Raw genomic sequence first — 21,429 nt, 5'->3', positions numbered from 1 at the left:
AGGAAACCCAATTCATGGCCTTCGATCCGCGCCCGACCATCGAACTCAAGATCGTCGATCCGCGCCTCGAAAGCTGGGGGCTGCCCGCCTACCAGACCGCGCAATCCGCCGGGATCGATCTGCACGCCTGCATCGAAGCCCCGCTGTCGATTGAAGCCCAGGCGCCCGCCGTGCTGATTCCATCGGGAATCGCCGTATTGATGAACGATCCGCACATGGTCGCCTTCCTGCTCGCCCGATCCGGGCTGGGGCATAAAAAGGGGCTGGTGCTGGGCCAGGCGGTCGGCACGATCGATGCCGATTATGCCAATCAGATCTTCATCAGCGCGTGGAACCGCAACCCGCCCGGCAGCGATCCGATCCTGATCGAACCCGGCGATCGCATCGCCCAGCTCGTTTTCCTGCCGATCATTCGCCCGCAATTCGCGGTGGTCGATGAATTCAGCGCCACCACCGAACGCGGCCTTGGCGGTTTCGGATCGACCGGGGTCAGCAAGGGATGAACCTGTCCGACGCGCAGCTGGATCGTTACGCGCGCCACATCGTGCTGCGCGAAATTGGCGGCGTCGGCCAGATGAAGCTGCTCGCCGCGCGGATCGCGGTGATCGGCGCGGGCGGCATCGGTTCGCCCGCGCTCCAATATCTCGCCGCGGCCGGCATCGGCCACATCACCCTGTTCGATGACGATCATGTCGCGGCGTCCAACCTCCAGCGCCAGACGCTGTTCGCCACCAGCGATGTCGGGCGACCGAAGGTCAACGTCGCCGCCGAACGGATCGCGGCGCTTAACCCCGATGTCGTCGTCCAGCCCGTTGCCGAACGGATCACCGCCGCCAACGCCGCAGCATTGCTCGCCGGGCACGACGTGATCCTCGACGGTTGCGATAATTTCGCCACCCGCCTCGCCGTTGCCGATGCCGCGCTGGCTTTGCGCATTCCGCTCGTCTCGGCCGCCGTGGGCCAGTTCGAAGGGCAGCTTGCCACCTATCGCGGCTGGGAAGCCACCAAGCCCTGTTATCGCTGCTTCGTCGGCCATGATCCCGACCGCGCCGATGCCAGCTGTGCCGATCAGGGCGTGCTCGGCGCGCTCACCGGCGTGCTCGGCAGCCTCGCCGCGATGGAGGCCATTCGCGCCATGACCGGCTTTGGCGACGACAGCGCCGGCAAATTGCTGCTGGTCGATGCGCTCGCCTTCCGCTTCCGTACGCTCGGCCTACCCAAGGATCCCGGCTGCGGCTGCACTGCGCCATGACCGGTCTCACCATCGTCGTCGCCAGCGCGGATGCCGAACGCTTCCGCACGGCGCTGATGATGGCGCTGGCGCACAATGCGCTGGGCGGGTCCTGCCGCGTCTTCCTGCAGGAACGCGCCGTCGCCTTGCTCAGCGGTGACGATGCCGGCGACTATGCCGCAACCGGCCTGCCCGGTCAGGCCGCCATGTTGGGCGATGCGCTCGATGCGGGCGTCGCCGTAATCGGGTGCCAGGCCGGTCTCGCTTTGATCGGCGCACAGGCCGATGGGTTCGATTCGCGGATTGGATGGGCCGGCATGGTCAGCCTGCTCCAGACATTGAACGAAGATCGGCTCGTCGTCGTCTGAACGGGGCACCCACCCGATCAGCACGATCCGCTGGAGCGATGTCGGGCCGGATAGCATCATCCGGTCTCTCGAAAACCGTAATCAAAATAGGGCAGCTTAACGGCGCAGGCGCACCGCCTTGCGCCAATCAGACAGGCCCGCCTCGGATCAGCGGCGATGCCCGCCTTGTCCTTACCCACCTGCCGGCCGCCGTCTCTGGCGCCCCTTCACCCGCGACCAGCAGCGCACAAAGAAAAAGGGGGCAAGCCACTGGCCTGCCCCCTTATCATTTCCGCATCGGGATACGGTCTGGTTTTACCAGCTGCCGTAGGCCTCGTTGCCAACGAAACCCATCTTCTCGACCTGGGCGCGCTTGGTGACGGCGAGAACTTCGTCGACAACCACGTAACGGGCCTGCGGGTCGGGCTGCAGATGCAGCTCGGGAACCGGGTTCATCGTCTGGGTCTGATCCAGATACTGGCGGAGAACCGTCAGATTCGGCAGCGGGCTGCCGTTCCAGAACACCGTGCCGGCCGGATCGATCGTGACCTTGTTCTTCACGGCGTCGATCGGCGGCGGCGTCTTCTGCGTGGGATCGTCGACCGGAAGGTCGAGCTTCACCGCATGCGTCTGGATCGGGATGGTGATGATGAACATGATGAGGAGCACCAGCATGACGTCGATCAACGGCGTCGTGTTGATGTCCATCATCGGCTCACCTTCGGCGGTGCTTGCGGCCATTGCCATGATGGTTACTCCTGGATCACAGACGCTGCGACACGAAGCCAGCCGGCGGTTCGGAGATGAAGCCGACCCGCGCGAAGCCCGCGCGCTGCATGGTGAAGATCGCGCCGCCGATGCAGCGATACGGCGTGTTCACGTCACCGCGAATATGCGCTTCCGGAAGTTCGACGCCAGGTGCGGTCGGGCCGCCCTGCTTGTCGATTTCCGCCCGCAGCTTGACCACCGCACGATCGAGAAGCTCCTGCGGCGTCACCAGGGTCTGGCCCCAGTAAACTTCGCATTTGCCGGCGGTGGCACGCACCGAAAGCGCAACGTTTTCGGGCTTGGTCGTCGTCGGTTCGAACACAACCTTCGGCAGATTGACGGGAACCGTCTGGATGACGACGGGAACGGTAATGAGGAAGATGATGAGCAACACCAGCATGACGTCCACGAGAGGCGTCGTGTTGATGTCGGACATCGGGGCGTCGTCTTCAGCGGGCCCTGCACTCATGGCCATAAGGTGAGATCCTGTCCTACTTCAAACTTCGTCGGCCCGCAGGCCGAACGAACGACCCGGCGTTTCCGGCGCGGTCCCGCACAAGGGGGCCGCGCCGGGCCGATGTTCTTACGCCTTGGTCGCCGGCTTGGCGGCAACCGGAGCGGCCGGCTTGGCCGAGATCAGCGCAGGCTTCACCGCACCGTTCGACACCATGTAGCCATGGATGTCGGTCGAGAAAGCGGCCAGCTGTTCGGCCACAACCTTGTTGCGACGGATCAGCCAGTTGTAGCCGAGCACGGCCGGAACGGCGACGGCGAGGCCGAGCGCGGTCATGATCAGAGCTTCACCGACCGGGCCGGCGACGGCGTCGATCGAAGCCTGGCCAGCTGCACCGATCTTGATCAGCGCGCGGTAGATACCGATAACGGTACCGAACAGACCGATGAACGGTGCGGTCGAACCCACGGTCGCGAGAACGGCGAGGCCGTTGCCCAGCTTCGAATTCACAGCCTGCTGGCTGCGCGAGAGCGAGCCGAGCAGCCAGTCATGCTGGTCGATCGGATCGGTCAGCTTGGTGTGTTCTTCCTGGGCGCGCAGGCCGTCGTCGACGATCTGGCGATAGGCCGAGTTCTTCTCGAGCTTGGCTGCGCCGTCCTTCAGGCTCGGCGTGCCCCAGAACGAGCTGCGCACGCGCTTCGCCTGGTTGAGGATCTTCTGCTGTTCGAGCAGCTTGGTGAACATGATGTACCAGGACGCGGCCGACATCACCACGAGGATGATGAAGGTGGCCCAGGCGATCGTTCCGCCCTGCTCCAGGGCGGCCATCAGGCCGTAGGGGTTATCGCCGCCATGAGGCGCTGCAGCGGGGGTAGCCATTTCGGTGTTCTTCCTCTTCGTCGAATTAGTAACGGTGGCGGGCCGGACTGCCATCTGGGCGTCCGGCGCCGGCCGGTGTTAATTTTTGGGCATCTGCCAGCGAACGCGGCGCGTATCGGACGACTGCAGCGGGTTGCCGGCATCATCCTTGGCGGGCGTATAACGGCCGCGGCGGGTGAGGTTACGGCAGGTCGCGTCATCGAGGTCGGGCGAACCGCTCGACGATGTCACCCGGCAATTTTCGATGCGACCATCGGTCGTGATTTCAAACGCGACGGCGGTGACGCCTTCACGCTCTTCACGCAGAGCGCGCGACGGATAGTCCTCCGTCGTCACCCACGTCATCGGGTTACCGCGCGGCTTGGCGGCCGACGCGACACTCGGCTTCGGCGGCGGCGGCGGGGCCGTCGGCGCTGCAGGCGTGAAGATCGGGGGCGGAGCCTCTCTGACCGTCGCAACTGGCGGCGGCGTGGGGTTCGGCACGCTCACGATCGGCGGCGGTGCAAGTACGGGCGGCGGCTCGACTTTTTGTTCGGGCGGCGGCGGCGGCGGCAACTCCTCGGGGGGAGGCGGCTCCTCTTCGACGTCGAAGGTCTTCAGATCCTGGGCAACCTTCTTGACGACGTTATAGGCCAGGCCAGTCACGAACGCATAGCCGATCACTGCATGCAGCAGTGCGACAATGCCGATCGCCACGACCCGGCGGGAGCTCATCGATTGATCAGCATAAGCCATTAAGGAACGACACTCCCTCCAATCCACAAGCATCACGGGCAACGGACCGCCCGTGGGGAGGTCCGCTAAAATCCAGCGGGTACCGTCTTGTTCAATAATTATTGACGGGATGTGTGTCCTTATCGCGACAGTTTCGACGACGCAATTCCTTTGTCCGACGCTTGAACCCGCCGCCCCCATCGTGCGAAACCCTGATCATACATCGTTTCCGAATGGTTGCGGAGGCTTGGCCCCCAGGAGTGAACATGCGCCGATCGACCCTTGCCGCGTTAACTTTGACAGCGCTGTCCCTGCCCTTCGCACCCGCGCATTCCGAGCCGCGAATCGCCGAAAATCCGGCATTCACCTATGCCGATCTGACCAGCCTGACCGAGGCATCCGATGTCGTCGTCGATGTCGAGGTTGCAGCGGCCACAAAGCTGAAGGGCGCGATGGCGGCCGGCGTGCCGGCGGGGCATCAGCGCTTCTACCTGCAAGGCAGGACCGGCGCCTTGCTGGGTGGGAAATCCGGGGTGCCGGCCATGGTTTCGTGGCTGGCGGACGTGCCGCTCGACTCCGCGAATCGCGCGCCGAAACTGAAGAAGGCGCGGTTGCTGCTCTATGCCGATCTTGTGCCGGATCGCCCCGGCGAACTGCGACTGGCCGCGCCCTATGGCCAATTATGGTGGTCGCCGGACATGGATGCGAAGACCCGCGGCATCCTGCGCGAATTGAGCGCGGCGGACGCCCCGCCCCACATCACCCGCGTGGGCAACGCCTTCAACGTTCCCGGTTCCTTGCCGGGCGAAAGCGAGACGCAGATCTTCCTTGGCACCGATGATGGCCGGCCGGTTTCGCTGAGCGTGCTGCGCCGTCCCGGCGAACCCCCGCGCTGGGCGGTGGCGCTGGGGGAAATGGTGGATGACAGCGCCAGGCCGCCCGCGGCGGACAGCCTGTTATGGTATCGCCTGGCCTGTTCGCTGCCGCCGGCCCTACCCGAGGGATCGACCGCGGATCTTGGCCCGAACGAAGCCGAAGCGGCACGCGCCGACTATCATGTCGTCATTGCCGGCTTACGGCCCTGTACGCGCAATTTTCCGGCCCGATGAAGCGATTCGTTTGCGTCAAACGCAACGAATAACGGGAAGGCATCGCCATTTTTCGAAGATTGGCGACACTTTTTCAGTCCGAAAATCCATGATCTTCAACGTGATTCGCAGCAATATGCGAATCACGTACGGACTTCGCCCCCTAGAAGGATGCGAGTTCGACCCCCACCCCGGCGCAATCGGGGTAAATGTCCGGCTTGCAGGTGGATACGCGCAGCGCTTTCACGCCGGCGCGCGCAGCGACCAGATCATAGATCGCCCGGGCAAGCGTTTCCTGCAGGTTGAAGCGGCGGCTGTTGGCGAGACGAATGATCTCGGTCCGCAGGAAATCATAATTCCATGCGGCGGCGGCATTATCCTCGATCGCAAAGCTCGCTTCGTCGACCCAGACTTCGACGGAAACCGTCAGTCGCTGCGGCGCACCAATCTCGAAATCATGAAAACCGATATCCACCGGCAAATCGAATTCCTGCAAAAAGATGCGGCGCGTTTTCGGGGCAAGGGCAGCGGGAACGAGTCCATCAAGGATCGGCGGCGTGGTCATTGGATTTTTCTCGCTTGGTTCGCAGCTGCGGTAGCGGCTGCCTGAAAATCGGGCAAGTCGGGCGCGGCCCCGGCGGGACACGGCCGGCGCGTCGCTATCACAGGCTTATCCACACCCCTTTCCACGGTCCTTGTGGAAAAGCCCCCAGCCGCCCCCTGCCCGGCTCGTCCGCAATTCGACCTTTTCTTTCGTCGCGAAGACGCTAGAGGCGCGCCCATTCCTTATCATCCCGACAATCGGAAAGTTCCCCCCAGGATTGATCACGCTCGCCCCGATCGCCGCCGCAGACCCCGCCGCCGTTGAAGCCTTGCTCGATGCCGCATTCGGCACCGATCGCCACGGCCGCACCGCGTATCGCCTGCGCGAAGGGGTGGCCGCGATTCCCGAACTGTCGTTCGCCGCATTCGACGATGCCGGCGAACTGGTTGGCACGCTGCAAAGCTGGCCGATCGAACTGGTGGGCGATGACGGCCGGATCATGCCGCTGGCGCTGGTCGGCCCGGTCGCCGTGCGGCCCGATCGGCAGCGCGACGGCATTGGCCGGCGGCTGATGGACGTCATGATTGCCGCGGCCGATGCGGGCCATGCCGACGCGCTGATGCTGATCGGCGATCCCGAATATTATGAACGCTTTTTCGGCTTTACCGCCCAGGTGACGGGTGGCTGGAGCGTCCCCGGGCCGGTTGAACGGCGGCGCCTGCTGGCGCGCCTGCGTGGTGCGGCGCCATTGCCGGCGCAGGGGCATTTGCGCCCCCGCCGGCTGGCTGTGGCCGACGGCGCTTTGCGCTAGGCCGCGCTATCGCCTAAGCGAATGGCGCCATGCCTGAAACCAGTCCGCCGCCCGAAAATCTGATCGGTCTGTCGCTTGCCGATATCGCGCGGCTTGTGGCCGAAAAGAAATTGCCGCCGGTCGATCGGTGGAACCCCGACCATTGCGGCCATAGCGATATGCGCATCGCCCGCGACGGCACATGGTTCCACCAGGGTTCGCCGATCGGGCGTCAGGCGATGGTCCGTCTGTTCGCCAGTATCCTGCGGCGCGAGGCCGATGGCCGCCACGTCCTTGTCACCCCGGTCGAAAAACTCGATATCGATGTCGAGGACGCCGCATTCGTCGCGGTCGAGGTGAAAGCCGATGGCGCCGGCCCCGAACGCACGCTCGCCTTCCGGCTCAATACGGGCGACATCATCGTCGCCGGCCCCGAACATCCGTTGCGCTTCGTCGATCGCAGCGATGGTCCGCATCCCTATCTGGCGGTGCGCGGGGGGCTGGAAGCGTTGATCGCCCGGCCGGTTTATTATGAACTGGCGGCGATCGCCATCGACGAAGGCGCCCGGCCGATCGGCGTGTGGAGCGGTGGCGCCTTTTTTGCCATGGAGCATCAGGAATGACGCTTGCCGAACGGCTGCATGCCGCTTTCGATCATGGCCGCCACCATGAACCGGTGCTGCTGGAACAGGATGATGGCGATTATGCCCGGCTGGCGGGTGAACCGACGGTGGCCGCCGCCGTCCTTGTCGCCCTGGTCGATCGGCCCGATCCGACGGTATTGCTGATCCTGCGCCCGGAAACGATGCGCAAGCATGCCGGGCAGATCGCGTTTCCCGGCGGCCGTGTCGATCCGGAAGATGACGGCGTGATTGGCGCCGCCTTGCGTGAGGCCGAGGAAGAAATCGGCCTGTCGCGCCATTATGTGAACGTGATCGCCACGGTCGATCGCTATCGCACGATCACCGGATTCGAAGTGACGCCCGTGATCGCCGTGGTCCCGCCCGATTTGCCGCTGGTGCCCCAGCCAAGCGAGGTGGCGGACATCTTCGAAGTCCCCCTCGCCCATCTGCTCGACACCGCGAACCATATCGAACGCACGGTGGAATGGCAGGGCCGCGAACGCCGTTTTCTGGAAATCCTGTGGGGCGAACGCCGCATCTGGGGGGCCACCGCCGCCATGATCGTCAATCTAGCACGCAGACTGTCCACACCCGCATGACCACCCGACTTCCCGACGCCCCCTGGCAGCATCGCGCAGGGCTGGCCGCCCTCATGTCCGCGCTTGATGGCGCCAACGGCGCGATCCGTTATGTCGGTGGCGCGGTGCGCGACACGCTGATCGGCCTTGATGTATCCGATATCGATTGCGCAACCATCCTGCCGCCCGAAACCGTGGCCGGGCGCATCCGCGATGCCGGGTTCAAGGCGGTTCCCACCGGCATCGCCCATGGCACGGTCACCGCCGTTCTGCCCGGCGCGACCGTCGAAGTGACGACATTGCGCCGCGATGTCTCCACCGACGGACGCCGCGCTACCGTCGCCTTCACCGATGACTGGCGCGAAGATGCCGCACGGCGCGATTTCACGATCAACGCCCTGTTCGCGGATCCGCTGAACCGCGAAGTCATCGATTATTTCGGTGGGCTGGATGATCTGGCGGCCGGGCGCATTCGCTTCATCGGCGATCCCCTCACCCGCATCGCCGAAGATCATCTGCGCATCCTGCGTTTCTTCCGCTTTCATGCGCGTTTCGGCCGGGGCAAGCCCGATGCCGCCGGCCTTGCCGCTTGTGCTGCGCGCGCCAACGATCTGATGGGCTTGTCGCGCGAACGGATTGCCGACGAACTGCTCAAGCTGCTGGCGCTGCCCGATCCGCGCGAAACGGTGGCGTTGATGCACGCGCAGGGCATTTTCGCGCCGGTCCTGCCGGAAATCGAAACGACAGGCATCGCCCGTCTCGCCCGGCTGATTGGCCGTGAGGCAATCGCGGGCATTGCGCCCGATGCCGCCCGCCGGCTTGCCGCCTTGCTGCCCCGCGATCCCGTCACCGTCGTTCAGGTCGCGGCGCGGTTGCGCCTGTCCAACGCGATTCGCGGGCGACTGGAATTGCTGGCCAGCCCGCCGGCAGCCGATGCCCCGCCTGTTCCGATCGCCTATCGGCATCCCGATGCGGCCATCGATCTGATTCTTCTATCCGACAGCGATGATGCGGCACTTGCTGCCGCGATTGCCATGCTTGATGGCTGGCAGCGCCCGGTCTTCCCGCTCAAGGGGGGGGATCTGGTGAAGCGTGGCCTGCGCCCGGGGCCGCGGGTGGCGGCCGCCCTTCAGTCGATCGAACGCAATTGGATCGCAGCGGGTTTTCCGTCGGATGACTGGGTAGAACGCGCGGCGGCGGCGGCCGTCGATCAGGCGCTGCGCGACCGCCAGTAAGATAGCGCTTCGTTCGCCGCCAGCGGCTTGGCGAAGTAGAAACCCTGGCCGGAACTGCATCCCAGCGCCGCCAGCGTCTGCGCCAGTTCGAAGGTTTCGACACCCTCGGCGGTCGTTTCCATGCCCAGCGCATCGGCGAGGCCCAGCACCGCGCGAACGATCGCCACCGAATCGCGATCGCCCAGCATGCCCGTCACGAAACTGCGGTCGATTTTCAGGATATCGATCGGCAGCCGCTGCAAATAAGCCAGCGACGAATAGCCGGTGCCGAAATCGTCCATAGCGATCTTGGCGTCCAGCCCCTTCAGCCCCTGCAAGGTGCGCGTCGCCCGTTCCGGGTCCTGCACGATCGAACTTTCGGTCAGTTCCAGGGTCAGCCGGTCGCCGGATACGCCCGAACGGCGCAGTGCATTTTCCACGGCGGTTGAAACATCGTCACGGGCCAACTGGATCGCGGAAATATTCACGCCCACATAAGCCGGCAGCGGTGCGCCATGCGCGCGGTCCCATTCCGCCAGCGTGCACAAGGCCGATTCCAGCGCCCATCGCCCGAGCGGAACGATCAGCCCGGATTCCTCGGCGACCGGAATGAACTCGGCGGGGGAAATCGGGCCAAGCGCTTCATGATCCCACCGGGCCAGCGCTTCGAACCCGGCGACCTTGTTGGTCTGGAGGTTGATCAATGGCTGGAACGCCAGTTGCAGCGCGTCCCCTTCGATCGCGCGGCGCAATTCGGTTTCCAGGCTGAAACGGTGTCGCGCCTTGCTCACTTCGCCGGGCTGGTACACCTCTACCCGGCCCGATGCCTTGGCGCGTTTCAGGGCAAACTGCGCGTTGCGGACCAGATCTTCCGCGCCCGCCGCCTGATCGCTCACCAGTGCGCAGCCGATCGCGCAATCGACGTGGATTTCCAGATCGGACAGGCGAAACGGCGCGGTCATCGTCGCCTGGATCCGCCGCGCAGCGTGCAGCGCATCGCCCGGGCCTTCGGATAGCTGCAGCAGGATCGCGAATTCATCCCCGCCGATTCGCGCCAGCAGGTCGCCCCCGCGCAGCGACGAAACCATCCGCCTTGCCACGGTGATGATCAGTTCATCGCCCGCGATCGATCCCATGCTTTCGTTGATGCGGCTGAACCGGGTGAGATCGACCACCAGTACCGCGTGGCTTGCCGAATCGGGTTCCCGTTCCAGCACATCTTCCAGGGCTTCGTTGAATGCGACGCGATTGGGCAGGCCTGTCAGGCTGTCATGCGCCATTTCGGCGCGCAGGCTGCGTTCGTTTTCCACTTCGGCGGTGCGGTCGATCAGCGATAGCACGCATCGCCGGGTGCCATCGTCGAAAGCCGCCAGCCGGCCGAAGCGGACAATGAAATGGCGGCCGCCCACGGCATCGCCGTCGCGCCATTCGAATTCGTGCGCGCGCGCGTCGCCATCCAGAAACGCCGTCAGCGCCGCCTGCAACGGCGCGCGCTGTATCAGGGATCCCGTGATGGCCTGGCGCGCCGGTGTCACGCCGGAAATCGTGTCGAGCCTTTCGAACTGTTCGTTCGCCACCACCGTGATCGCGCCATCCAGCCCGCGCGTCACGATCGACGCGGCGATCGGCAGGGCATTCAGATATTCTTGGCGGGCGCGATGGATCACCGCGATGGCCGCCGTCTCGCCATCGCGCACGGAATCGAACGCCGACACCATCGGCGGCGCGTCCAACATCGTGGCCAGTTCGTTGCGAGAAGGCTCGACCTGCATGGTGCGATGGTTATCGCGAGACGGTTAATTCTTGCTTTAGAAGGCGATGGTTTGAAAAATCGAATTTTCCGACATTTTTGGCCATCAGCTTTCGAACCGGTTGTCGCGCGGGAAACCGACCGGCGGCATCCGTCCGCCGGCGCCCCGCGCCGTCCGCCAGGGGGTCATGTCGCTTTCGGTGCGGGTGCGGCCCGTCTCGCCGCCCATCGTCCAGCTCAGCCCCTGTTCGAAGCGGAATGCCAGCGCGTCCGATAGGCCGCCGTCGCGATAGCGTTGCAACTGGACACCCGAACCCCGCGCCATTTCGGGCATTTCGCCGATCGGGAAGATCACCAGCTTGCGGTTTTCGCCGATCACCGCCACATAATCGGCATCGGCCGGCACCGCGCGCACCACGCGCAGCTTGGCGCCCGTCCGCAGGTTCACCACCTGCTTGCCCTTGCGCGTTTCGGCCACGATATCCGCCGTCGTCCCCAGGAACCCGCGCCCGTCGGATGCGGCCAGCAGCAGCCGTGCGCCCGCGCTTGCCGGCATCAGCGCCACCGGGGGGGCATCGCCTTCCAGGTCGATCATCAGCCGTACCGGCTCGCCAAAGCCGCGCCCGCCAGGCAGCTTGTCCGCCCCCAGCGTGTAGAAGCGCCCCGTTTCGGTCGCCAGCAGCAGCTTGTCGGTCGTCTGCGCGTGGAACGCGAACAGCGGGCCATCGCCTTCCTTGAACTTCAGCGCCTCGGCCGATGCCAGGTCGTTATGCCCCTTCATCGCGCGGATCCACCCGCGCTGCGACAGGATCACGGTGATCGGTTCGCGCTCGATCATGGCTTCCAGCGGAATTTCGCGCGCGGGCGCCGCTTCCTCGATCAGCGTGCGGCGGCGGCCGATTTCGGTGTCCGGGCCATAACGCTCGCGCAGTTTGGCCAGATCCTTCTTCATCCGCGTGCGCTGGCGCGCCGGGCTTTCGATCAGCGCGACCAGGCCCTTGCGTTCGTCGGCCAGCGCGTCGCGTTCGCGCTTGAGTTCCATTTCCTCCAGCTTGCGCAACGAACGCAGCCGCATGTTGAGGATCGCCTCGGCCTGCCGGTCGGTCAGTTGGAACTCGGCCATCAGCAGCGGTTTCGGCTCATCCTCCTCGCGGATGATCTGGATCACCCGATCCAGGTTGAGATAGGTGATGATATAGCCGTCGAGCAGTTCGATCCGGTCGTCGATCTTCGCCAGCCGGTGCCGGGAACGGCGGACCAGCACTTCGAACTGATGCTCCAGCCACGCCGCCAGCGCCTGTTTCAGGCTCATCACCCGCGGCGTGCGCTGCGCGTCGAGCACGTTGAGGTTGAGCGAGATGCGCGTTTCCAGCGCGGTCAGCCGGAACAGGCTGTCCATCAGCACCTGCGGGTCCACCGTGCGGCTGCGCGGTTCCAGCACGATGCGGATCTCGGCGTCGGATTCGTCGCGGATATCCGCCAGGATCGGCAGCTTCTTGTCGTTGATCAGCGCTGCGATTTCTTCGATCAGCTTGGCCTTGGGCGTCTGATACGGGATTTCGTGGATCACGATCGTCCACGCGCCGCCCTTTTCGCGTTCCTCGCTCCAGCGCGCGCGCACGCGGAAACCGCCCCGGCCGGTGGCATAGGCCTCGGCGATCGCCAGCGGGCTATCGACGATCACGCCGCCGGTTGGGAAATCGGGTCCCTTCACCACCTGCATCAGATCGATTTCAGGCGTTTCCGGCGCGTCGATCAGCAGGTTCGCCGCGTCGATCAGTTCGGCCACATTGTGCGGCGGGATCGACGTCGCCATGCCCACCGCAATCCCGCTCGCGCCATTGGCCAGCAGGTTGGGGAACAGGCCGGGGAAAACCTCCGGCTCTTCTTCCTCGCCATTATAGGTCGCGCGAAAATCGACCGTGCCGTCGTCGAGGCCGGCCATCAGGTCGATCGCCGAGTGGGTCAGCTTGGCTTCGGTATAGCGGTATGCCGCCGCGTTATCGCCGTCGATATTGCCGAAATTGCCCTGCCCGTCGACCAGCGGATACCGCAGCGAAAAGCTCTGCGCGAGGCGGACCATCGCATCATAGACCGACTGGTCGCCATGCGGGTGATATTTGCCGATCGTATCGCCAACGACGCGCGCGCACTTCTTGTAGCCCGCTGCCGGGTCCAGCTTCAGCAGCCGCATCGCCCACAGCAGCCGGCGATGGACCGGCTTCAGCCCGTCGCGCACATCGGGCAGCGATCGCGCGGTGATCGTGGACAGCGCGTAAACGAGATATCGGTCGGACAGCGCGCTGTCGAACGGGGCTTCGATGATCTGGTTGAGCGGGTCTGATGCGGTCATCCCCACCGGATAGCAGCGCCCCCGCCACCATGCGAGGGCGCATTTTTATCCTAGGCCTGGGGCACTTCGGGTTCGGGGGGCGGATCCTGCGCGTCCTTGTCCACCGCGCCGTTGTCGGTCGGCTCCTGCGTCATGTTCGCCGGTTCGGCCGCATTGTCCCATTGGGTGTTGCCGGCCGGTTCGTCCGGCGGGGTCGGGGCGGTCTGGGCAATCGCGATGATCGGCGCGGCCAGCAACGCAACGCCAAGTAACAGATCCTTACGCATGGCTGTCTCCCAAAAACGACAGCAATCCAACGCGCCGGCGCGATAACCGGCCATTCGGCGGGCCGTGGGCGCATACCGCTTCGGCGGCTTTCGTGCGAAAGCGGCGGTGGACAGCGGCCAACCGCGATGGCCTGCCTGTCCGCCGCCCGGTCAGCCCCGCTGGGCGCGTTGCAGCAGTTTCTGGTCCGCCAGCACCAGCGCGACCATCGCTTCCACCACCGGCGCCGCACGAATGCCAACGCACGGATCATGGCGGCCCTTGGTGCGGATGTCGGCCGCCTGCCCGTCGCGCCCGATCGTTTCCACCGGCGTCAGGATCGACGATGTGGGCTTCAGCGCCACGCGCACCACCAGCGGCTGGCCGGTGGAAATCCCACCGGCGACGCCGCCGGCATGATTGGCCAGGAAGATGGGCAAGCCATCCGGCCCCGGCCGCATCGGATCGGCATTCTGTTCGCCGGTCAGCCGGGCGGCATCGAAACCGTCGCCGATCTCGACGCCTTTAACGGCGTTGATCGACATGCACGCCGCCGCCAGTTCGCTGTCCAGCTTGGCATAAAGCGGCGCGCCCCAACCCGCCGGCAGCCCTTCGGCTACGCATTCGACGATCGCGCCCACCGAAGACCCGCTTTTACGCGCGCCATCTACGATCGCTTCCCAGCGCGCCGCCGCCGCCGCATCGGGGCAGAAGAACGGATTATTGTCGATTTCGGCATCATTGAACGCCGCCCGGTCGATCGGATCGCCGCCCAGCTCGACCAGATAAGCGCGAATGCGCACTTCGGGGATTACCGCGCGGGCCACCGCCCCTGCCGCCACGCGCGCCGCCGTTTCGCGCGCGGACGAACGCCCGCCACCGCGATAATCACGAAAGCCATATTTGGCGTCATAGGCATAATCGGCATGGCCCGGCCGATAGGCGACCGCGACCTCCGAATAATCCTTCGATCGCTGGTCGACATTCTCGATCATCAGGCTGATCGGCGTGCCGGTCGTCTTGCCTTCGAACGTACCGGACAGGATGCGCACCTGATCCGGCTCCTGCCGCTGGGTGGTGAACCGCGACGTGCCGGGACGGCGCTTGTCGAGCAAAGGCTGGATATCCGCCTCGCTCAATGCCAGCCCCGGCGGGCACCCATCGACCACCGCGCCCAGCGCCGGCCCATGGCTCTCCCCCCAGGTGGTGAAGCGGAAGACGCGGCCAAACGTGTTGAAGCTCATTCGAAACTACCCTCTCCCCTCAATGGAGAGGGGCAAACCGATCCTCTCCCACCGGGGGGAGAGGAATGAGGTTCAAGCCAAAGCGATATCCGGTGCGTCCTCGGCCTTCATGCCGATAACGTTATAGCCCGCATCCACATGGTGGATTTCGCCGGTCACGCCGCTTGCCAGATCGGACAATAGATAGACGCCGGCGCCGCCGACATCCTCGATCGTCACGTTGCGGCGCAGCGGCGAATTGAGTTCGTTCCACTTCAGGATGTAGCGGAAATCTCCGATGCCCGATGCCGCCAGCGTCTTGATCGGCCCGGCGGAGATCGCGTTGACGCGGATATTTTCCGGGCCAAGGTCCATCGCCAGATATTTCACCGACGTTTCCAGCGCCGCCTTGGCAACGCCCATGACGTTGTAGTGCGGGACAACCTTTTCCGCGCCATAATAGCTCAAGGTCAGGATCGATCCGCCATTCGGCATCATCGCCCGCGCCCGCTTGGTCACGGCGACGAACGAATAAGCCGAAATGTTCATCGTCATCAGGAAGTTGTCGAGACTGGTGTCGACATACAGCCCGCGCAATTCATTCTTGTCGGAAAAGCCGATCGCATGGACCACGAAGTCGATCGTCGGCCAGCGTTCGGCCAGCGTGTCGAACGCCTTATCCAGCGCATCCATGTCGGATACGTCGCAATCGATCAGGAAATCCGATCCCACTTCGGCCGCCAGCGGGCGCACGCGCCGCTCCAGCGATTCGCCCTGATAGCTGAACGCCAGCTCCGCACCCTGCGCGGCAAGCGCCTTGGCGATGCCCCACGCCAGCGAGCGATCATTGGCGAGGCCCATGATAAGCCCCCGTTTTCCTTCCATCAGGCCTGCCATTCTAACTCCATCAGCCTTGAGACGCTGGCCCCTTTACCGCCGGTTGCGGCGTTTCCGCCAGTGCCGCGTTAATGTTTACGCCAATCACCAGCCCAAAACCCACCAGCCAGAAGAACAGCAGGGTGATGATCACCCCTGCCAGCCCGCCATAAGTCAGGTCATATCCGCCTAATAGCGCGAGAACGCGGGGCAGCGCCATCGTCACGCCGATCCACCAGAACGCGATGAACAGCGGCCCCGGCCATTTGGGGCAATCCGCATAACGATATTTCGTCGGCGTCAGCGAATAGATCAGCGCGTAAAGCGCCAGCACCATCAACAGCAGCGGCGCCAGCCGCGATACCGCGATCCAGATCTGGGCATCGCCGGCAAAGGGCAGCAGTCGGCTGACGAACTCCTCCGCTGCGGTCAGCAGCACCTGCATCGAAAATGCCGTCAGCGCCAGGATCACCGATGCGACGATGATGCCGATCGAACCCAGCCGATAATGCAGGAAACCCCGGCTATACGGCGTGCCATAGGCGCGACGCAGGATATCGCGGATCGTTTCGATGAAGCTGCCGACCGTCCACAGGCCGACCGCAGCCCCCAGCCACAGCAGCGATCCCGTTCGCGCGGCCAGCACGTCGGCGATGGGCGTCCGCAGCAGATCGGCCACCGTCGCCGGCAGCGAATCCAGGAAGGTTGCGACCGCCAGTTGGGTGTCCGGCCCGCGCCCGAACAATTGCGCCAGCGCGGCCAGCACGATGAAGAACGGGAACAGCGCCAGCAGCGCCAGATAGGCCAGGTTGCCGGCATGGATGAAGCCATCGGAATAGACACCGACGATCGCGCGCCGCGCTATTTCGAACGGCCGGGTGCCGGGGCGAACGCGATCGAGGTGCCGGTCCCACGCCGTGCGTCGCTTGGCACGCTCCTCCGGCGATTCGGGCGATACATCCTGCAAGGGCGCGCTGTTCCTTCTGCTGCGGCCGTTTGTCCGCGATGGTTCGGGTTAAACCCCCAAGGCCAGCCGCGGGTTGCGTCCCTTGCCGCTCCAGGTCTGGACGAACGCTTCCAGCTCGGCGTCACCCAGCGGCACATCCACCAGCAAGGTGACAAGCTGGTTACCCCGGCCGCCATCCTTCTTGTGGAAACCCTTGCCACCCAGCCGCAGCACCTTGCCCGATGTCGCGCCCTTGGGAATGTTCAGCATCACCGCGCCGTCGACGGTGGGCACGCGCACCTGGCCGCCCAGCACCGCCTCGTCGATGGTGATCGGCAGGTCCAGCCGCACATCGTCGCCGTCGCGGCTGAAGAAGCGGTGGCTTTTGATCTCGATCGTCACGATCGCGTCGCCGGCGCCGCCGGGGGCCGGTTCGCCCTTGCCGCCCAGCCGCATCTGCGTTCCGGTTTCCACGCCGGCGGGCAGTTTCACCTCGATCGTCTTGCCATCGGCCAGGGTCACGCGCTGGGCCTTGAGCGTGGCCGCTTCGTCGAACGGCACGGTCAGCCGATAGTTGATGTTCGCGCCCTTGGGGCTGGGCCGGCGCGCGCCGCCGCCAAACCCGCCGAACGGCCCGCCACCGCCGCCGCCACGACCGCGCTGGCCGCCGAACAATCCTTCGAAAATGTCGCCGAAATCCGCGCCATCGCCGCCGAACCCGCCAAAGCCGCCCCCCGGCCCGCCGCGTGCGCCGCCGCCAAAGCCGCCGCCGGCGAAACCGCGCGGATTGCCCTGTTCGTCGATTTCGCCGCGATCATATTGGGCGCGCTTGTCCTTGTCGGACAGCAGATCATAAGCCGATGTCACATCCGAAAATCGCTCCGACGCGTTCGGATTGTCCGTGTTGCGATCGGGGTGCAGTTCCTTGGCAAGCTTGCGATAGGCCTTCTTGATCTCGGTTTCGCTCGCGCCACGGGCCACGCCCAGTTTCGAATATAGATCCGCCATATCCACCCGTTACGCCGGTCGCGCGCCGGCACCAACTGTTGCTCAATTGCAACATAGCAGATGTGGGCTGTTGCCGGTTCGCGCAAGTGAAAAAAATAAACGGCCTGAACGCTTGTTACGCTGAAACCGGTTCGACATCGACCGCCACGTCGATCTTCTGCGCGCCCGTGCCCATGAAGATGCCGTCGATGGGCGATACATCCGCATAGTCCCGCCCGATGGCGGTGACGATATGGTCGCCGGCCATCGCACAGGCGTTGGTGGGATCGAACCCCAGCCAGCCCCGTTCCGGCCCGCACCACAGCATCACCCAGGCGTGCGTCGCATCCGCGCCGACCAGCCGGGGCTGGCCCGCTGGCGGAATGGTGCGCAGATAGCCGCTGACATAGGCCGCCGGCAGCCCATGGCCGCGCAGGGCCGCGATCATGATCTGCGCGAAATCCTGGCACACGCCGTGGCGCGCGCGGAATGCTTCGATCGGTGGGGTGTCGGCCAGCGTGGCCGCGCCATCGTAGCGGAACTCGTCATGGATCCGGCGTGCCAGCGCATAGCCGATGGCGACGATCCCGCGATCGGGCCGGATGTCCGCCGCCGCCCACGCCGATATTTCCGGTTCGATCGCGATCAGCGGCGATTCCGCCAGATAATTGGCCGGCCCGATCGGCGAAAGATCGCGCGACATGCGCGCTGCGGCGGCGACTTCGGCGGCGCCGGGATCGGTATCCAGCACCTCGGGCGCCACCCGGTCCACCGCCATGCGAAAGCGGCTTTCGATCACCACTTCGCTGGCCGCCTGTTCCACCACCAGCCGCACGATGTTGGCGAGGTACCCGCCCGGTCGCATCTCGGCGAGGCTGGCGCGTGGCGTCACTTCCAGCATATGGCCTTCCAGCTGCTGGCCGTCCCATGCCACCGGTTCCAGCCGCAAATTGCAGCGGGTGAAGCGCACCGGGCTGGCATAGCGAAAGCGTGTCCGGTGGCTGACGTCGTACAGCATCGTCACGCCAGCACCATGTTCGACTGCCGCAGTGTCTCGCTGCCTTGCAGGAAATAACGCCGGCCGATCGCTTCGGACAGCGCCAGCAGCCGGTTTTCCACCGCCATCACCGCCGGCGTGTCCAGCGCCTCGGCCTTCGCGATGGTGATCAGGCCGTCCAGTTCGATCGCCAGCGATTGCTGGTCTTCGGCCATGCCGTCGTCGCGCAGTACCGGCAGCACGCCCAGATGCTTGCCGATCGCGCGCACCTGATAGGCCAGCGAGCGCGGATTATAGGGATCGAGCGCGATCAGATCGCGCACCGGGGCCAGCGACAGCCCGGTCATGTACCGCGCGCGATAGCTGATCTGGCTGTCGCACAGGTCGAGCAGGACGGTAAGGTCGTCGGCCGATGCCGCATCCCCGGCAAAGCTGCGCAGCAGCCGGCACACCAGCACCGCCCGTTCGATCCGCCGGCCCATATCGTGGAACCGCCACGCCGCCGTCCGTCCCATATTTTCGGCCGCCAGCCCCGCCAGCGCCGAAAAGCGTTCCTGCAACGCCGTCGCCCGATCGAGCAGGCCGGCCGCATCCTCGCCCCCGCCCGCCACCGGCGTGTCGATCAACCGCCACACATCGGCCGACAGGCGATCGCGCGCGCCTTCGCCGATCGCATGAACATGCCCCCACAATGTGCGCACCGAAGACAGGCCCGGCCCGTCCATCGCCGCCTGCGCCAATGTCAGCACATCGGCGTCGCGCGCCGTGATTTCCTCATCCTTGGTCGCCACCGAAGCGCCCGATGAAATCAAGAGGCCCGTCAGCCGCGCCAGCGTCGCGGGCAGCAACGCCGCCCCGCCATCGGCGTCGATCGTCCCGCCCAGGGTAGCGCGCACCAGCCGCAGCGTATTTTCGCCCCGCTCCAGATAACGGCCCAGCCAGAACAGATTGTCCGCCACCCGGCTTGGCAGGGTGCCGGGGTTGCGGCGGATCGCCACCTTGGCGGGCACCAGCGATACCGGCGCGACCGGGTGATCGGAAAGAATGCAGACGTCGGCGCTCAGCACCCCTTCGCCCATCACCGCCGCGCGCACGTCATCCTCGCCGCCCAACCGTGCGAACCCGCCCGGCATCACCGCCCACCGGCCATCGGCCCCGCGCGCGGCGAACACGCGCAGCGTGAACGGTCTGGGCGTCATCGTCCCGTCGGCCAGCGCCGGCATGGTCGACAGGCGCACAACTTCCTGCCCCACATAATCCTGCGGCCGCCGGGCAAGGCCGGCCATCAGCGCGGCGCGCGCGGCGGCGCCCAGTTCCGCCCCGATCACCGCCCGGCCATCATCCAGCCCCGGCGGCGCACCACCAAAGGCGGGCGCGATCAGCAGATCATCGAACATGGCCAAAACATGCTCGGCTTCATGCGGTTGCCCGCACCACCATGTCGCGATGTTCGGCAGCAGCAATTGTTCCCCTGTCAGCCGCCGCGCCAGTGCCGGCAGAAACGCCGACATCGCCGCCGATTCGATCACCCCGGCGCCCGGCGCATTGGCGATCACCGTATTGCCGGCCGCCATCGCATCCATCAGCCCCGGAACCCCGATCGCGGATTGCGAATCGAACGCCAGCGGATCGATGAAGCGCGTATCCATGCGCCGCCACAGCGCATCGATCCGCTTCAGCCCTTCGATCGTCCGCACGTAAAGCTGCTGGTCCCGCACGGCGAGGTCTTCACCCTCGACCAGCAGGAACCCCAGATAGCGGGCCAGATGCGCCTGTTCGGGATAGCTTTGATTATACCGTCCCGGCGTCAGCAATCCGATGCGCGGATCGCTGCGCTGGCACGCCGCCGCCAACCCGTCGCGGAACGCGGCAAAGAAACCGGCATGGCGGCGGATGTTCAGTTGCTTGTACAGCGTCCCCATCACCCGCGACGCCGCGATGCGGTTTTCCAGCGCATAGCCGGCACCCGACGGCGCCCGCGAATAATCGGCCAGCACGCGCCATTCGCCATCCGGCCCGCGGCCCAGATCGGCGGCATAGGTTTGCAGGCGGTGGCCGCCGGGCACTTTCACGCCGATCATCGATCGCCAGAAATGCGGGCTGCCGGTCGCCATCACCGCCGGCAAGGCGCCATCGCGGAACAACGCCTGCCCGCCGAACATGTCGTCCAGTATCTTGTCCAGCAATTCAGCGCGCTGGGCCACGCCCTGCTCGATCCCGCGCCATTCATCCTCGCCGATCAGCAGCGGCATTACCGATAGCGGCCAGTGCTTTTCATGCTCTTCGCCCGGCAGGCGAAATGCCGTGCCGATTTCCACCACCTGCCGGTTGATGCGGTCCTGCAACCGCATCAGATTACCATCGGACAGGCCGGCCATCCCTTCCAGCAACTGGCTCCACCAGCGCGCGCCGCGCCCGGTATCGCCACGCAACACATCACCGCTTGTCGCGCGCGGCAGATAGGATGCAATCCACCCTTCGCCCCAACCCGGCAGACCCGGCAATTGCGCCATTCGCTCTCTTTCCTTACCGCCCGGCGCGACCCGCCCGGCCCGTCACCCATCTATCCCGCGCCCGATCGGCACGGAACCGTTTTCACCTGGTCGATCGTCAGGCCTAGCTCACTCCACACCCTTCTTCTTCGTCACCCTGAACTCGTTTCAGGGTCCACCGTGCCAAACCCACCGCCAGCGCGAGTGGAGAAATGGATGCTGAAACGAGTTCAGCATGACGGGTCGAGAACGAACAACCCCGAGCCACGTCAGCGCCTCCGTCACACGCCCTGCTTATTCGTCATCCTGAACTCGTTTCAGGATCCATCGCG

General features: G+C 65.3%; 22 protein-coding genes. 8 read left to right on the top strand and 14 right to left on the bottom strand.

The window, feature by feature from the left end; translation table 11 throughout:
* Positions 1-14: 14 nt before the first annotated feature.
* From dut to KC8_RS19675, 3 genes are read left to right on the top strand one after another with little or no spacing between them, the layout of a single operon-like run.
* Positions 15-503 (top strand): dUTP diphosphatase, encoded by a 489-nt coding sequence (gene dut / locus KC8_RS19685; protein WP_010125151.1) that lies wholly within the window; start codon positions 15-17, stop codon positions 501-503.
* Complete coding sequence (locus KC8_RS19680) at positions 500-1,252, top strand: HesA/MoeB/ThiF family protein (RefSeq protein ID WP_010125150.1); 753 nt, start codon at positions 500-502, stop codon at positions 1,250-1,252. Before dut ends, KC8_RS19680 begins: the two co-directional genes overlap by 4 nt.
* Positions 1,249-1,599: a DsrE family protein gene (locus KC8_RS19675; RefSeq protein ID WP_086495651.1), complete on the top strand. Its 351-nt coding sequence runs from the start codon at positions 1,249-1,251 to the stop codon at positions 1,597-1,599. The genes KC8_RS19680 and KC8_RS19675 overlap by 4 nt, the downstream gene beginning before the upstream one ends.
* 294 nt (positions 1,600-1,893) lie before the next feature.
* On the opposite strand, the gene KC8_RS19670 is transcribed toward KC8_RS19675, so the two are convergent.
* The 4 genes from KC8_RS19670 to KC8_RS19655 all read right to left on the bottom strand — a co-directional run bounded on the left by KC8_RS19670 (position 1,894) and on the right by KC8_RS19655 (position 4,414).
* Positions 1,894-2,325, bottom strand: a complete 432-nt coding sequence (locus KC8_RS19670) for an ExbD/TolR family protein (RefSeq protein WP_029624432.1) — start codon at positions 2,323-2,325, stop codon at positions 1,894-1,896.
* Between the two features lie 16 nt (positions 2,326-2,341).
* A complete protein-coding gene (locus KC8_RS19665) occupies positions 2,342-2,821 on the bottom strand; it encodes an ExbD/TolR family protein (RefSeq protein ID WP_010124841.1) in 480 nt (159 codons plus the stop codon).
* Positions 2,822-2,929: 108 nt separating this feature from the next.
* On the bottom strand, positions 2,930-3,679 hold the full coding sequence (locus tag KC8_RS19660) for a MotA/TolQ/ExbB proton channel family protein (RefSeq protein WP_029624431.1): 750 nt from the start codon (positions 3,677-3,679) through the stop codon (positions 2,930-2,932).
* 78 nt (positions 3,680-3,757) lie between these two features.
* Complete coding sequence (locus tag KC8_RS19655) at positions 3,758-4,414, bottom strand: energy transducer TonB (protein WP_010124838.1); 657 nt, start codon at positions 4,412-4,414, stop codon at positions 3,758-3,760.
* Between the two features lie 245 nt (positions 4,415-4,659).
* Between KC8_RS19655 and KC8_RS19650 the strand changes: the two genes are divergently transcribed.
* The gene (locus KC8_RS19650; RefSeq protein ID WP_232455591.1) at positions 4,660-5,502 is read left to right on the top strand and encodes a hypothetical protein; all 843 of its coding nucleotides are present in this window, start codon (positions 4,660-4,662) and stop codon (positions 5,500-5,502) included.
* Between the two features lie 142 nt (positions 5,503-5,644).
* Here the strand turns inward: KC8_RS19650 and KC8_RS19645 are convergent, their stop codons facing one another.
* Positions 5,645-6,046 carry a dihydroneopterin aldolase gene (locus tag KC8_RS19645; RefSeq protein WP_010124836.1) on the bottom strand — a complete coding sequence of 134 codons (402 nt, stop codon included), beginning with the start codon at positions 6,044-6,046 and terminating at the stop codon, positions 5,645-5,647.
* A gap of 256 nt (positions 6,047-6,302) precedes the next feature.
* Between KC8_RS19645 and KC8_RS19640 the strand changes: the two genes are divergently transcribed.
* Genes KC8_RS19640 through KC8_RS19625 form a run of 4 tightly spaced genes read left to right on the top strand, consistent with a single transcriptional unit; the run spans position 6,303 to position 9,251 of the window.
* Positions 6,303-6,836, top strand: a complete 534-nt coding sequence (locus KC8_RS19640) for a GNAT family N-acetyltransferase (protein WP_010124835.1) — start codon at positions 6,303-6,305, stop codon at positions 6,834-6,836.
* A 29-nt stretch (positions 6,837-6,865) separates the two neighbouring features.
* A complete protein-coding gene (locus KC8_RS19635) occupies positions 6,866-7,438 on the top strand; it encodes a DUF1285 domain-containing protein (protein WP_010124834.1) in 573 nt (190 codons plus the stop codon).
* Positions 7,435-8,037, top strand: a complete 603-nt coding sequence (locus KC8_RS19630; RefSeq protein WP_010124832.1) for a CoA pyrophosphatase — start codon at positions 7,435-7,437, stop codon at positions 8,035-8,037. Before KC8_RS19635 ends, KC8_RS19630 begins: the two co-directional genes overlap by 4 nt.
* The gene (locus KC8_RS19625) at positions 8,034-9,251 is read left to right on the top strand and encodes a CCA tRNA nucleotidyltransferase (protein ID WP_029624429.1); all 1,218 of its coding nucleotides are present in this window, start codon (positions 8,034-8,036) and stop codon (positions 9,249-9,251) included. The genes KC8_RS19630 and KC8_RS19625 overlap by 4 nt, the downstream gene beginning before the upstream one ends.
* On the opposite strand, the gene KC8_RS19620 is transcribed toward KC8_RS19625, so the two are convergent.
* The 9 genes from KC8_RS19620 to KC8_RS19580 all read right to left on the bottom strand — a co-directional run bounded on the left by KC8_RS19620 (position 9,227) and on the right by KC8_RS19580 (position 21,118).
* Positions 9,227-10,966 (bottom strand): putative bifunctional diguanylate cyclase/phosphodiesterase, encoded by a 1,740-nt coding sequence (locus KC8_RS19620; protein ID WP_037495778.1) that lies wholly within the window; start codon positions 10,964-10,966, stop codon positions 9,227-9,229. The two genes, KC8_RS19625 and KC8_RS19620, sit on opposite strands and share 25 nt — an antisense overlap.
* A 120-nt stretch (positions 10,967-11,086) precedes the next feature.
* The gene (gene parC, locus KC8_RS19615) at positions 11,087-13,333 is read right to left on the bottom strand and encodes a DNA topoisomerase IV subunit A (protein WP_029624428.1); all 2,247 of its coding nucleotides are present in this window, start codon (positions 13,331-13,333) and stop codon (positions 11,087-11,089) included.
* Positions 13,334-13,383: 50 nt separating this feature from the next.
* Positions 13,384-13,599 (bottom strand): hypothetical protein, encoded by a 216-nt coding sequence (locus KC8_RS19610; protein WP_010124828.1) that lies wholly within the window; start codon positions 13,597-13,599, stop codon positions 13,384-13,386.
* A 150-nt stretch (positions 13,600-13,749) separates the two neighbouring features.
* A complete protein-coding gene (gene aroC, locus KC8_RS19605) occupies positions 13,750-14,820 on the bottom strand; it encodes a chorismate synthase (protein ID WP_010124827.1) in 1,071 nt (356 codons plus the stop codon).
* Between the two features lie 72 nt (positions 14,821-14,892).
* The gene (gene fabI / locus KC8_RS19600; RefSeq protein WP_010124826.1) at positions 14,893-15,696 is read right to left on the bottom strand and encodes an enoyl-ACP reductase FabI; all 804 of its coding nucleotides are present in this window, start codon (positions 15,694-15,696) and stop codon (positions 14,893-14,895) included.
* A 10-nt stretch (positions 15,697-15,706) separates the two neighbouring features.
* The gene (locus KC8_RS19595; protein WP_010124825.1) at positions 15,707-16,642 is read right to left on the bottom strand and encodes a YihY/virulence factor BrkB family protein; all 936 of its coding nucleotides are present in this window, start codon (positions 16,640-16,642) and stop codon (positions 15,707-15,709) included.
* A gap of 48 nt (positions 16,643-16,690) precedes the next feature.
* Entirely contained in the window at positions 16,691-17,629 is a 939-nt protein-coding gene (locus tag KC8_RS19590; protein ID WP_010124824.1) for a DnaJ C-terminal domain-containing protein, read from the bottom strand.
* Positions 17,630-17,744: 115 nt separating this feature from the next.
* On the bottom strand, positions 17,745-18,626 hold the full coding sequence (locus KC8_RS19585; RefSeq protein WP_029624427.1) for a transglutaminase family protein: 882 nt from the start codon (positions 18,624-18,626) through the stop codon (positions 17,745-17,747).
* A gap of 2 nt (positions 18,627-18,628) precedes the next feature.
* Positions 18,629-21,118: a circularly permuted type 2 ATP-grasp protein gene (locus KC8_RS19580; RefSeq protein WP_010124821.1), complete on the bottom strand. Its 2,490-nt coding sequence runs from the start codon at positions 21,116-21,118 to the stop codon at positions 18,629-18,631.
* Positions 21,119-21,429 lie beyond the last annotated feature (311 nt).

This window comes from Sphingomonas sp. KC8 (genome assembly GCF_002151445.1).
In the GTDB taxonomy this organism is placed as follows: Bacteria; Pseudomonadota; Alphaproteobacteria; order Sphingomonadales; family Sphingomonadaceae; genus Sphingomonas_E.
This window is presented reverse-complemented; position numbering and strand designations above follow the sequence as displayed.

Bases quoted from the DNA above. Each gene is read 5' to 3' on its own strand.
- dut (WP_010125151.1), top strand. From the start codon at position 15: ATGGCCTTCGATCCGCGCCCGACCATCGAACTCAAGATCGTCGATCCG.
- KC8_RS19680 (WP_010125150.1), top strand. From the start codon at position 500: ATGAACCTGTCCGACGCGCAGCTGGATCGTTACGCGCGCCACATCGTG.
- KC8_RS19675 (WP_086495651.1), top strand. From the start codon at position 1,249: ATGACCGGTCTCACCATCGTCGTCGCCAGCGCGGATGCCGAACGCTTC.
- KC8_RS19670 (WP_029624432.1), bottom strand. From the start codon at position 2,325: ATGGCAATGGCCGCAAGCACCGCCGAAGGTGAGCCGATGATGGACATC.
- KC8_RS19665 (WP_010124841.1), bottom strand. From the start codon at position 2,821: ATGGCCATGAGTGCAGGGCCCGCTGAAGACGACGCCCCGATGTCCGAC.
- KC8_RS19660 (WP_029624431.1), bottom strand. From the start codon at position 3,679: ATGGCTACCCCCGCTGCAGCGCCTCATGGCGGCGATAACCCCTACGGC.
- KC8_RS19655 (WP_010124838.1), bottom strand. From the start codon at position 4,414: ATGGCTTATGCTGATCAATCGATGAGCTCCCGCCGGGTCGTGGCGATC.
- KC8_RS19650 (WP_232455591.1), top strand. From the start codon at position 4,660: ATGCGCCGATCGACCCTTGCCGCGTTAACTTTGACAGCGCTGTCCCTG.
- KC8_RS19645 (WP_010124836.1), bottom strand. From the start codon at position 6,046: ATGACCACGCCGCCGATCCTTGATGGACTCGTTCCCGCTGCCCTTGCC.
- KC8_RS19635 (WP_010124834.1), top strand. From the start codon at position 6,866: ATGCCTGAAACCAGTCCGCCGCCCGAAAATCTGATCGGTCTGTCGCTT.
- KC8_RS19630 (WP_010124832.1), top strand. From the start codon at position 7,435: ATGACGCTTGCCGAACGGCTGCATGCCGCTTTCGATCATGGCCGCCAC.
- KC8_RS19625 (WP_029624429.1), top strand. From the start codon at position 8,034: ATGACCACCCGACTTCCCGACGCCCCCTGGCAGCATCGCGCAGGGCTG.
- KC8_RS19620 (WP_037495778.1), bottom strand. From the start codon at position 10,966: ATGTTGGACGCGCCGCCGATGGTGTCGGCGTTCGATTCCGTGCGCGAT.
- parC (WP_029624428.1), bottom strand. From the start codon at position 13,333: ATGACCGCATCAGACCCGCTCAACCAGATCATCGAAGCCCCGTTCGAC.
- KC8_RS19610 (WP_010124828.1), bottom strand. From the start codon at position 13,599: ATGCGTAAGGATCTGTTACTTGGCGTTGCGTTGCTGGCCGCGCCGATC.
- aroC (WP_010124827.1), bottom strand. From the start codon at position 14,820: ATGAGCTTCAACACGTTTGGCCGCGTCTTCCGCTTCACCACCTGGGGG.
- fabI (WP_010124826.1), bottom strand. From the start codon at position 15,696: ATGGCAGGCCTGATGGAAGGAAAACGGGGGCTTATCATGGGCCTCGCC.
- KC8_RS19590 (WP_010124824.1), bottom strand. From the start codon at position 17,629: ATGGCGGATCTATATTCGAAACTGGGCGTGGCCCGTGGCGCGAGCGAA.
- KC8_RS19585 (WP_029624427.1), bottom strand. From the start codon at position 18,626: ATGCTGTACGACGTCAGCCACCGGACACGCTTTCGCTATGCCAGCCCG.
- KC8_RS19580 (WP_010124821.1), bottom strand. From the start codon at position 21,118: ATGGCGCAATTGCCGGGTCTGCCGGGTTGGGGCGAAGGGTGGATTGCA.